This is a genomic window from Thioalkalivibrio sp. ALMg9, assembly GCF_000380625.1.
Taxonomy (GTDB): domain Bacteria; phylum Pseudomonadota; class Gammaproteobacteria; order Ectothiorhodospirales; family Ectothiorhodospiraceae; genus Thioalkalivibrio; species Thioalkalivibrio versutus.
This window is the reverse complement of sequence record NZ_AQYC01000008.1, coordinates 1-11707: the sequence shown is the minus strand read 5'-3', so window position 1 is coordinate 11707 and position 11707 is coordinate 1. Positions and strand designations below refer to the sequence as shown.

Here is an 11707-nt window from a genome sequence, read left to right as displayed (position 1 = left end):
CGCTCAAAGCGGGATTCCCTCGCTCTCGATTTCCTTGCGCAATTCATCGCTGACCTCGGTCATGTCAACCAGGTCGAAGGTGTAGAGGGTGCGCAGATCCTCGATGTGCCCGCGGAGCCGGCCCCAGTCGCTGATGGAAACCTCCCTGGCCGGGAGTACGGCGAGGTCGATGTCCGAGTTCCACCGTGCGGTGCCGCGCGGCCAGGACCCGAACCAGAACACCTGTGCGTCGTTGCCGAACTCTTCGCGCACGAGTTCCGCGGTCGCATGCGCGAGGTGGTTCACGCGTTCGCGGGGCGGGGGTGCCTCTGCCGTGTTTCCGGTGTTGGCGTGGAGGATCGATGCCATGTTTCGGACCGCCTTGGGCTTTGGCTCGACTATAGCATTCGGCCCTCAATGCCTGGGAGATACGGATCAGGCGGTCTCTAGTGCAGTCTTCTGCTCCCAGGCGAGGGCATGGCGGACGATGAGGTCGAGGTCGGCGTATTGCGGTTCCCAGGCGAGGGTCTGGCGGATGCGGCGCGCGTCGGCCATCAGGGCGGGCGGGTCGCCTTCGCGGCGCGGGCCGAGGGTGACGGGGAAGTCCACGCCGCTGGCGCGTTTTACGGCGTCGATGACCTCGAGCACGCTGTAGGCGTGGCCGTAGCCGCAGTTGAGCACCTGCGAGTTGCCGCCACCGTCGAGGTGTTCCAGGGCGCGGACGTGGGCGGCGGCGAGGTCCTCGACGTGGATGTAGTCGCGTTCGCAGGTGCCGTCGCGGGTGGCGTAGTCGGTGCCGAATACGGTGATGCCGTCGCGCTGGCCGGTGGCGGCCTGGCAGGCGACCTTGATCAGGTGGGTGGCGTCGGGGGTGGCCTGGCCCCGGCGGCCTTCGGGGTCGGCGCCGGCCACGTTGAAGTAGCGCAGGCTGATGTAGCGCAGGTCGGAGGCGGCGCCCAGGTCCATCAGCATGCGCTCGGACATCATCTTGGAGGCGCCGTAGGGGTTGATCGGCTGTAGGGGGGCGTCCTCCGCGACCGAGACGGTGTCGGGGATGCCGTAGACGGCGGCGGTGGAGGAGAACACGAAGTAGCGCACGCCGGTGGCGGCACAGGCCTCCAGCAGGTTGAAGGTGTTGCGGGTGTTGTTGCCGTAGTACTTGAGCGGGTCGGTGACCGATTCCGGCACGATGATGTGCGCGGCAAAGTGCAGCACGCCGTCGAAGCCGCGTTCGAGCGTTTCTCGCAGGCGCCCGGTATCCGCCAGATCGCCGACGACCAGCTCGGCATCCCCCACGGCCCATGCGTGCCCGGTGCTGAGGTTGTCGTACACGGTGACGTCGTGCCCGCCCCTGCGCAGATGCTGCAGGACATGGCTGCCGATGTATCCGGCGCCGCCCGTTACCAGCAGATTCATCCGTCGCCCCTCGGTTGTGATGGGTTGGTGCTGGCGGGGCGCGTCAGGGGTCCGGCGGTGCCGGGCGACGGCCGTATTGCCAGCGATACCACAGAATACCGAGGTACTCGTGCAGGGCGAGCCAGCTGGTGCGCATGGCGTTAGCCTGGGGTTTGAAGGCGCCTAACGAGAGCCTCGTGTCGTGGGCGACGAAGGCGCCGGTCGGGGCCGGGATGGCCTCCAGCCCGGCGCGCTCGAATGCCGCAGTGGCGCGCGGCAGGTGGTGCGCATGGGTGACGAGCAGGACGCGTTGCATGCCGCGTTCGTGCAACAGCGCGGCCGAGTGCCGGGCATTGCCTTCCGTGTCGCGCGCACGGGTTTCCTGCCACACCGGACTGACGCCGAACTCCTCCAGGACCTCGGCCATCCAGCGGGCTTCCGGTTCCCGGTCCTGCGGGCCGCCACCGGTGGCGACCACGGGGAGTCCGGTTTGCCGGTGCAGGGCGGCGGCGTAGCGCAGTCGCACCAGGGCCAGGTCGTTGACCGTTTCGCCGGAGAATTCCGCCGCACCACTGCGATACCCGGCGCCGAGCACGACGATGGCCTCGGCGTGTTCCAGCGCGGCCGTGTCGGGCGGCGAGTAGGCGGCCTGCAGCGGGGCCATGAGGGCGTGACTGACGGGCGGGATGCTGAATGCGTAGGTCAGGAGCAGCCCGCCGGTCAACAGGGCCTTGCCCGCCAGGGTCCGGTACAGGAGCAGGCCCGCCAGGGCCAGCAGGAGCGGTCCGCTGGGCGGGAGCAGAAACCAGTCGGCAAGGAAACGGAGAGACAGAAACTCCACGGGACACTCCTGTTCGGTGGAGGTAGATGGCCCGACGTCTCCGTAACACGAACGTTAGTCCTGGAGCGCCGGGAATGAAGACCTTACGTGGACTCTGTTCATACCCGAGGCCTAACATCAAGTTGCTTGTGGAATCCGGTATTCCCGGTAAGCGTAGCCAGTTTCCGCGACCTTTGAGGCGCGGTGCGGGCCCCGTTCCCGGTCGGGTGAAGCCTCTAACAACCGCCAGAATCTCCAAGGGGGAGTCGTGATGTCCCTGATCAATGCTCCAAAGGCCGGGTCGAAGTCCGGGCCAAGGTTCGGCTTCGTCATCCTACTGCCGGCCTTGTTGCTGGCAGGCTGTGCCACGACGGATTACCCGGAGGCCCCGACCTCCATCGAGCGCACGGTGATCGAGCAGTACATCATCGGTCCCGGCGATTCCCTGCAGGTATCCGTGCGCGGCAACCCGGATCTCTCCACTGGCGTGTCGGTACGCCCCGACGGGCAAATTACGACCCCGCTGGTCGAGGATGTCCAGGCGAGCGGGCAGACGCCCACGGAGCTGGCTCGTGTGATGGAGGAGGAGCTGTCCCGCTTCCTGCGTGACCCGATCGTCACGGTGATGGTGACCGGTTTTGCCGGGCCCTATAGTCGCCAGATTCGCGTGATCGGGCAGGCCGCCGCGCCGCAGGCGCTGCAATATCGCGAGGAGATGAGCGTGATGGACGTGATGATCGCGGTGGGCGGCATCACCGAATTTGCCGCTGGCAATCGCGCAGTGATCGTGCGTAACGAGAATGGCGAGCGCAAGCAATATGGGGTGCGCCTGGACGACCTGGTCAACGGTGGCGATATCTCGGCCAACGTGGACATGCTGCCCGGTGACACGCTGATCATTCCTGAACGACGCTTCTGACGAACCCGGAACGGGGGGCCGGTTTCCGGGTGGGTGGGCCTTTGAGGCGCCACCCGGGAACGACCGCCCCCATTGATCGGGCTCGGGGACGGTAGCCATGGACCCCCTGAAAAGGACGAACAACTCTTCTGTGTACGCGCCTCGGCGAGGCGGCTAGTCATGCGCATCTTTGGCCACTACATCCGCCGCCGCGTCCTGATGCTCGCGGGCGCGGAGTTGCTCGTGGCGTATCTGTGCCTGTATGCGGTGCTGACCCTGCCGCCCTTCCAGCCGGAGGCTCTCAGCCTGCTGGACCCCCAGCTGATGGTGGCGACGCTGGTCGTCCTGGTGGTCCTGACTCTGGCCGGCCTGTACGAATCCGACTACCTCGCGACCCGCAGCACGCTGCGGTCGCTGCTGCGCCTGGTTCCGGCCATCCTGGTTGTGGGTGGGTTGCTGCTGGCCTATGGCGCCATGGTCCCGGCTGCGCTGTTTTCGCCGACCGCAGTCGGCGGCGGCGTGCTGCTCCTGCTGACCGGTCTGGTCGCCGAAAGGACCCTCTGGCGCAACTTTTCCGAGGCGGATGCCTTCAAGCGCCGGGTTCTGGTGCTGGGCACCGGCAGCCGGGCCTGCGCGATCGACACGATCCATCCGGACAAGTATTCGGAAGAGCTGCCATATCGGGTCCTCGGGTACATCGCTACCCAGGGCGAGAAGGATTGCGCGCGGGATCCGGGACGCCATTTCCAGCTCGGGAGCGATGCCAGCCTGCTGGACATGGCGCGCGAGCACCGAGTACACGAGATCGTGGTCGCGATCCGCGACCGACGCCACAACCTGCCGATCGGGCAGCTGCTTGAGTGCAAGCTCAACGGGGTTGCCGTTACCGACGTCTCGAGCTTCTTCGAGCGCGAACTGCAGAAGGTTCAGCTGGACTCGCTGAACGCCAGCTGGTTGATCTTCGGCGAAGGCTTCCGGCAGCACTGGACGCGCAACGCGGTGAAACGGACGTTCGATGTGCTGGCCAGCGCCACACTGCTGGCGGCGACCCTGCCGGTGATGCTGGCCACCGCCCTGGCGATCAAGCTGGAGAGTCGCGGCCCGGTGTTCTACTGGCAGACCCGGGTGGGTCAGGGGAACGTCCCGTTCGAGGTCTGCAAGTTCCGCAGCATGCGCGAGGACGCCGAGGTCGATGGCGTCGCGCGCTGGGCGGTGCATGACGACGACCGCATCACCCGTGTCGGGCGCATTATTCGCAAGCTGCGCATCGACGAACTGCCGCAGGTCATCAATGTCTTCCAGGGCAGCATGTCGTTCGTCGGACCGCGCCCGGAGCGGCCGGTGTTCGTCGGACAGCTCACCGAGCAGATCCCCTATTTCCCCGCGCGCCACACCATCCGTCCGGGGATCACCGGCTGGGCTCAGGTGCGGTATCCCTACGGGGCCTCGGTCGAGGATGCGCGGCAGAAGCTGCAGTACGACCTGTATTACGTGAAGAATCACACCCTGTTTCTGGACATCCTGATCCTGTTCGAGACCGTCAAGGTTGTGCTGTTCGGCCGCGGGGCCCGCTGAATCCGCGATGCTGATGCCCCTGGCCGCGACGAGCTATCTGACGGCGGCACTTGCGTTCCTGGTCCTGGCCGTTGTGACCGTGGTGCGCTGGCGCAATCGCCCCTCGGCCCTGTGGATGGTGCTGGCCTCGCTGCTGTCGGTGGGATGGGCGGGATATCTGGGCTTTCTGGCCTGGCACTACGGGACCAGTGCCGCGATCTCCGGTGGGGTGATGGAGGTGGCGCGCAATGCCGGTTGGTTTGCGGTGTTGCTGGCGCTGCTCGCCGGCAGTGGCAGCCGCCCCGGGGTCGAGCCGCGTGCGTTGCGCTGGTGGGGGGCGGCCACCACGGCGTTCCTGCTGTTCATCCTGGTGCCGATGCTGTGGCCACAGTTGCTGGGCGCCATCTGGCCGGGGCTGGCAACCCTGTTGATGGCGATTGCCGGACTGGTGCTGGTGGAGCAGGTCTACCGCAACACGCCGCCGCAGAATCGCTGGGAGATCAAGTTCCTCTGCCTGGGCCTGGGTGGCCTGTTCGCGTTCGACCTGTTCCTGTTTGCGGATCTGGTGCTGTTCCAGACGATCGACAGCCCGTCCTGGCAGGCCCGCGGGTTCGTCAACGCGCTAGTGGTCCCGTTGCTCGCGGTCGCGGTGAGCCGGCGCCTGCCGCACCGCGAGGGGCCCACGGTGTCCCGCCATCTGCTGTTTCACACCGCGTCGCTGTTCGGGGCCGGGCTGTATCTGCTGGCGGTCGGGGGCGCGGGGTATTACCTGCGCCACCACGGGGGCGATCTGGGCGCGCTGCTGCAGGTCACCCTGCTGTTCGGGGCCGTGCTGCTCCTGGCGATCGTGCTCTTTTCCGGCAGCGTCCGCGCCCAGTTGCGCGTCTGGCTGGCCAAGCACTTCTTCAACTATCGCTACGACTACCGCCAGGAGTGGCTGCGGTTTACCGGCACCCTGGCGCAGACGGACCACGAGACCCCGTTTCGCCAGCGGGCCATCCAGGCCATTGGCGAGCTGGTCGAGAGTCCGGGGGGATTGTTGTGGGTTCGTCGGGACGACAGCACCTTCGCCCTCGACGGGGTCCTGAATCTGGGCCAGCCGGACTATCCGTCAATGGAACCGGACGACCCGCTGGTGGCGTTTCTGACGCACTCCGGCTGGGTGATCGATATTGACGAGTTCCGCCGCGATCCGGCGTTCTATCACGGGCTCGATCTGCCGCAGTGGCTGGTCGACAATCCGCGCCACTGGGCCGTGGTGCCGCTCCTGAAAAGCGATGGTCTGGAGGGCTTTGTCGTGCTCGCCCAGCCGCGGGCACGGCACCGTATCGACTGGGAGGAGCGCGACCTGCTGAAGACCGCGGGCCGTCAGCTGGCGGTCTACGTGGCCCTGGTGCAGACCGACGAGGCGCTGCTGGAGGCGCGTCAATTCGAGACCTTCCACCGGCTGGCGGCGTTTCTGGTCCACGACCTCAAGAACGTATCGGCCCAGCTGTCCCTGATCAGCTCCAACGCCGAGCGTCACCGTGACAACCCCGAGTTCGTGGCGGACGCCTTCCGCACCGTCGGCAATGCACGCGAGCGTCTGGAACGCACCCTCGCCCAGTTGCGCAAGGCGCAACCGGGTGCCGACAGCCCGCGTCAGGCGATCGACATGGACGCCCTGCTGCGCGAGGTCGCCGGCGATAGCCGCGAGATCCATCCGCTGCCCCGAGTGGCGATCGACACATCCGCGGAGGTCCTCGGAAACCGTGACGCCCTGCGGAATGTGCTGCTCCACCTGGTGCGGAATGCGCAGGAGGCCACACCGGATAACGGCGATATAACCTTGACCCTGAAAACCCGGGATCAATGGGTCATTATCGGAATCGAGGATAACGGGTCCGGCATGGACGAGGACTTCGTTCGTCGGCGGCTCTTCCGTCCGTTTCAGACCACCAAGGGAAACGCCGGCATGGGTATTGGGCTGTATGAGGCCCGCGACCTGGTGGTCCGGATGGGCGGGCGGATCGATGTTTCCAGCCGCATCGGCGAGGGGACCACCTTCACGTTGCGCCTGCCGCAGCACGGCGCATGACAACCCTCCCCGCCGTCCACCATCACGTCCTCCCCGGGCCGGGTGCAATGTAATGGAGTCGATGCTCAAGCTTCTGATTGTCGAGGATGACACCGGCCTGCAAAGCCAGTTGCGCTGGTGTCTGGACGGCTACGAGATCCTCCAGGCCCAGGATCGTGCCAGCGCGATGTCCCACATGCGCCGTCACGAGCCCGAGCTGGTCACGCTGGACCTGGGTCTGCCCCCGGACCCCGCAAACGCCACCGAGGGCCTGGCACTCCTGGAGGAGATCCTGGCGTTCAATCCCGGGGTCAAGGTGATCGTGGTCACCGGCAACGATGATCGCGAGAACGCCCTGAAGGCCGTTGCCCTGGGGGCCTACGATTTCTATATCAAGCCCGTAGACGCCGAACTCCTGCGTCTGATCGTGGACCGCGCCGCGCGGCTGTACGAGCTCGAGGAGGAGAATCGGCGCCTGGCCCGTGGCGGCGTCTCTTCGCTGTCCGGGCTCATCACCGCGGATCCGCGCATGCTTCAGGTCTGCCGCATGGTGGAACGCGTGGCGCCCTCCGACGCGACGGTGCTGTTGCTGGGTGACAGCGGCACCGGCAAAGAGGTCCTGGCGCGCGCCGTCCATGATCTGAGTAACCGCGCCAAGGAGCGCTTCGTTGCGATCAACTGCGCCGCGATCCCCGAGAACCTTCTGGAAAGCGAGCTGTTCGGCTACGAGAAGGGCGCCTTCACCGGTGCTACCCGTCAGACCATCGGCAAGATCGAACACGCCGACAAGGGCACGTTGTTCCTGGACGAGATCGGCGATCTTCCGCAGAGCCTGCAGGCCAAGCTCCTGCGCTTTCTGCAGGAGCGCACGGTCGAGCGCCTGGGCGGGCGCAACGAGATCCCGGTGGATGTGCGCATCATCGGTGCGACCAATCAGGACCTCCAGGCGCTGATCCGCTCGGGCGATTTTCGCGAGGACCTGTTCTATCGCATTAGCGAGATCGCCATCGACATCCCCCCGGTCCGCGAACGTCAGGGTGACGCAACCCTGTTGGCGCATGCGCTTCTGGAACGCTTCGCCCGCGAGCAGGGCAAACCCCGCCGCGGCTTCACTGCCGATGCGCTGCGGGCGATCGAGGGCCACAGCTGGCCCGGCAACGTGCGCGAGATGGAGAACCTGATCCGGCGCGCCGTAATCATGGCCGACGGCAATCTGGTGACCGCGGAAGACCTCGGCTTGCAGGACCGGGATCAGGATCCGCCGCCGGAGCGCCTGCGCGAGGCCCGTGACCGGGCCGAATATCAATCCGTAATCAAGGCGATGGGGCGCACGAACGGCAACATCGCCCAGGCAGCCGACACTCTCGGCATTACCCGTCCAACGCTCTACGGCCTGCTCGACAAGTACGGGCTCAGATGAGGAGCACCATAGTGACTACCCGATACATGCAAGAAGACGCCGGGCTTGCCCGGCCCCGCTCCAACCGGATACCGAACGGGCGGCTGAAGCCCCTGGCCCTGGCCGTGGTGCTGGCCACCGGTGTGGGTCTGGCCGGCTGCGACCAGATCGGGGCGGGCAGCGAACAGGACTACCTCGAACGCGCCCAGGCCCTGCAGGAGAAGGGCGACTACCAGGGCGCGCGCATCGAGTACCGCAATGCCCTGCAGCTGAATACCGATGCCCCCGCCACTCGGCAAAGGCTCGGGGTGGTGTACCTGCAGTTGAACAACCCCGAGGAGGCGCTGCGTCAGCTGGGGCGGGCGCAGTCGCTCGGGATCCCGGACGCTCAGGTGGCGTTGCCGCTGGCCGAGGCGTGGTTCGCGACCGATCGTCTTGTGCGCATCCGTGAGCAGGAGGTGCCAGAGGACCTGGCGGCGGAGGAACGGCCGCGGCTGCACGCCTTGCGGGCCGTCGCCTTCGCGGCCGTCGGCGAGCGCGAGGCGGCGGAAGGCGAGCTGGCGCAGATTGGAGAGCGCGAGCAGGAGCCGTTACAGGCCCTGGCGCATGCCCACCTGTCGATGGCCCAGGGCGATGCCGAGCACGCGATCGCATCCCTGGAGCAGGCCCTTGACCTGCAGCCCGAGCTGGGACAGGCCTGGAGTCTCCTGGGCGAGTATCGGCGCATCACCGGCGACCCCGAGGGTGCGGAAGAGGCCTTCAGCCGGGCCATCGAAGTGCGCCCGGCCTCGGGGCGCGATCACATGGCGCGGGCGATGGTGCGTCTGAATGCCGGTGATTACGAGGGTGCACGGGCGGATGTCGACGGCCTGAAGCAAGGCGGCTCGTCGCATCCGGGCGTGCATTATCTGGACGGGATGCTCCTGATGGAGCAGGAGCGGCATAGCGAAGCGCGGGCGAGTTTCGAGCAGGCCCTGGCCGGGAATCGCTCCTACAGCCCGGCGCTTCTGGGCCTCGGCCTGGCTCATCGCAGTCTCGGCAACATGGAGCAGGCCGAACACAACCTCAATCGTCATGTTCAGGAGAGCCCCGGATCGCTGCAGGGTATTCGTACGCTGACGGCGATCTATCTGGAACAGGATCGCGTGGAGGATGCCCTGCAGTTCGTGGAGCGGGCAAGCCGCGACTACACCGGCGAGCCGGCCGACATGGCCGAGCTGCGCGGGCGACTGCTGCTGGTTGCCGGCGATTCCGAAGCCGGCATCGATGCGTTGCGCGACGCGGCTGCGTCGAGCCCGGGTTCGCAGGATCTCCAGGAATTGCTGGCGGTGGCGCTGCTCCGGGGCGGGGAGACGGAAGAAGGTCTGGATGCGCTGCGCGCCGCCGGAGGCGGCGAGGCCTCGGCCCAGCAGGTGGATACCACGCTGGTGCTGTACCTGTTGCAGACAGGACGCTACGACGAGGCACTCGAGCGGGCACAGCGTCTGCAGGAGCTCCAGCCGGAAGCGGCCGGTCCGCTGAGCCTGCAGGGCGCTGCCCTGATGGGGCTGGGGCGAACCGACGAGGCCCGGGCGGCCTTCCGCGAGGGCGTCGCGCTGGACCCGGACGATATATCCGTGGCGATGAACCTCGCTGGCCTGGAACTCCAGGTCGGCAATCGCGGGGCGGCGCGCGAGGTGCTGGAAGCGATCCAGGAGCGCGACCCGGGGCATGCCCGTTCGGCCCAGCGCCTGGCCAACATGAGCCTGCAGGATGGCGACCACCAGGGGGCGGCGCGCTGGCTGCAAACGGCCATCGATTCGCAGCCCGAGTTGCTGCCGCCGCATCTCACCCTGGCCCAGATCCAGCTTCAGAGCGGCCAACCGGAGCAGGCCCTGCAGACGCTCCTGGCCGCGCGTGAACATCACCCCGGGAATCCGGACCTGCTGTATGCGCTGGCGGACGTCCAGCAGAGTCTCAATCGTCCGGATGCCGCGGTGACAAGTCTCGCGGAGGCCGTCGAACAGGCGCCGGACAACGTGAACCTGCGCCTCGCCCTGGCCCGCGCGCATGCGCAGGCCGGTGACGATGCCGCGATCGAGAGCACGCTTCGCGAGCTCCTGGAGCAGCAGCCGGACCACTACCGGGCCCGCCTGCTTCTGGCCCGGGGCCTGCTCAATCAGGAACGCATGAGCGATGCCGAGCCCCATCTGGCGCGCCTGGAGGAGCTCTACGAGAACCGCAGCGAGGTCCAGGCCTTGCTGGGCCGCGCGGCCATGCAGCGGGACGACCCAGCCGCCGCCGTGCGGCATTACCGGGCCGCACTGGCGGACCCGGGTTCGCAACGTCGGGACTGGGTGCATGCACTGGCGGAGGCGCAGCGCGAAGCCGGGGATGGCGATGCGGGACGGGCCACGCTGGCCGCCTGGCTGGATGAAAATCCGCAGGACCTGGCGACATGGCATATCCACGCGGCGCAGCAGATGGCGGCGGACGACCGGTCCGGAGCGGTGGATTCGTACCGTCGGATCGTCGAGCAGGATGGCGACGACGTGATTGCGCTCAACAACCTCGCATGGTCGTTGCGCGAGAGTGATACCCGGCAGGCGCTGGAGCATGCGCGCCGGGCCGCCGAGCTGGCACCGGAGGCGGCTCCGGTGCTGGACACCCTGGGCGCGGTGCTGATCCACGCCGGTGAGCCTGTAGAGGCCGCAGACATCCTTGGCCGTGCCAGCGAGCTTGCCCCGGATGATCCGGGCATTCAGTACCACCTGGCCTGGGCGGAAAGCGAACGGGGCGAGCGCGACGCCGCTGCTGAACGCTTGCGTCGCGTGCTGGACAGGCACGACCAGTTCCCCCAGCGGGCGGATGCCGAAGCGCTGCTCGATCGCCTGTAGACCCGGCACGAACCGGTCGATCAAGGGGGCTGCCGAGAGCAGCCCCTTTGTTGTGTGCGACAGCCTGGTCGCCGCACATCCATCCGTCCGGCCGGTCCTGTAATCCCGGGTCGGCCCGGACATTACTTCGTTGTCTGGTATCTGACGGCTGCGCTCGGCCGGGGGGCCGCTCGCGGCGGCCGGCACGGCCCGCGACCGGATGTCGGCGGGGATGAGCCAATGCCACGGTTTCGGGGCCGGGTTATCCGTCCCCTCGACTACGGCCCACTGCCATGCTCCTGGTGTCTTCGCAGGTGCCTGGGAGACGCTGATGAATGTGCCGGCATCGCGGTGATGCCCCGTGTATCCCGAGACCCGGCGCGGCGCGCAGTCCGGTCGTGGTGCTACCGGCCCGTTCGCATCTTGGTCGGGGTGCAGCGGGGGCTCGGGCATACGGGGCGCTAGCCTCACACGCCTCCGAAGGACGGGGCTCGAGTTCGAGTGGTGCATTGATAGTCTTGCGCTGGCAGGCCAGGCGGACATCCGAAGGGCGGGCGAGCGTCGGTCCGGGGTGGTGGTGCGAGTCCGAACAGGGGCAGTCGCCGGATGATTGCCGGGGGTGGCGGGAGAGGGGTTGGCCGGTTCGCACGAGGGTCCATGACCGCTGTAGTACCGGGCCCGGATCGCGGAACAAAAAAAGGGCTCCCCGAAGGGAGCCCTCAACTCGATGCCCCGGGGGGAGGGCCATCAA

The 11707-nt window shown here is 67.3% G+C and carries 8 protein-coding genes; 5 read left to right on the top strand and 3 right to left on the bottom strand.

What is annotated here, in order from left to right; translation table 11 throughout:
• Nucleotides 1-3: 3 nt before the first annotated feature.
• The 3 genes from F792_RS0105205 to F792_RS0105195 all read right to left on the bottom strand — a co-directional run bounded on the left by F792_RS0105205 (nucleotide 4) and on the right by F792_RS0105195 (nucleotide 2215).
• On the bottom strand, nucleotides 4-348 hold the full coding sequence (locus F792_RS0105205) for a nucleotidyltransferase family protein (RefSeq protein WP_018168663.1): 345 nt from the start codon (nucleotides 346-348) through the stop codon (nucleotides 4-6).
• Between the two features lie 66 nt (nucleotides 349-414).
• The gene (gene galE / locus F792_RS0105200; protein ID WP_018168662.1) at nucleotides 415-1395 is read right to left on the bottom strand and encodes a UDP-glucose 4-epimerase GalE; all 981 of its coding nucleotides are present in this window, start codon (nucleotides 1393-1395) and stop codon (nucleotides 415-417) included.
• A gap of 43 nt (nucleotides 1396-1438) precedes the next feature.
• Nucleotides 1439-2215, bottom strand: a complete 777-nt coding sequence (locus tag F792_RS0105195) for a YdcF family protein (RefSeq protein ID WP_018168661.1) — start codon at nucleotides 2213-2215, stop codon at nucleotides 1439-1441.
• A gap of 250 nt (nucleotides 2216-2465) precedes the next feature.
• On the opposite strand from F792_RS0105195, the gene F792_RS0105190 reads away from it, so the two are divergent.
• The 5 genes from F792_RS0105190 to prsT all read left to right on the top strand — a co-directional run bounded on the left by F792_RS0105190 (nucleotide 2466) and on the right by prsT (nucleotide 10977).
• Nucleotides 2466-3113 carry an XrtA/PEP-CTERM system exopolysaccharide export protein gene (locus F792_RS0105190; RefSeq protein ID WP_018144849.1) on the top strand — a complete coding sequence of 216 codons (648 nt, stop codon included), beginning with the start codon at nucleotides 2466-2468 and terminating at the stop codon, nucleotides 3111-3113.
• Between the two features lie 159 nt (nucleotides 3114-3272).
• Complete coding sequence (locus F792_RS0105185) at nucleotides 3273-4667, top strand: TIGR03013 family XrtA/PEP-CTERM system glycosyltransferase (protein ID WP_018168660.1); 1395 nt, start codon at nucleotides 3273-3275, stop codon at nucleotides 4665-4667.
• 7 nt (nucleotides 4668-4674) lie between these two features.
• Nucleotides 4675-6723: an XrtA/PEP-CTERM system histidine kinase PrsK gene (gene prsK / locus F792_RS0105180; protein ID WP_018168659.1), complete on the top strand. Its 2049-nt coding sequence runs from the start codon at nucleotides 4675-4677 to the stop codon at nucleotides 6721-6723.
• Between the two features lie 61 nt (nucleotides 6724-6784).
• A complete protein-coding gene (gene prsR / locus F792_RS0105175) occupies nucleotides 6785-8122 on the top strand; it encodes a PEP-CTERM-box response regulator transcription factor (protein WP_018144846.1) in 1338 nt (445 codons plus the stop codon).
• A gap of 11 nt (nucleotides 8123-8133) precedes the next feature.
• Nucleotides 8134-10977, top strand: a complete 2844-nt coding sequence (prsT, locus tag F792_RS0105170) for an XrtA/PEP-CTERM system TPR-repeat protein PrsT (RefSeq protein WP_231362631.1) — start codon at nucleotides 8134-8136, stop codon at nucleotides 10975-10977.
• Nucleotides 10978-11707 lie beyond the last annotated feature (730 nt).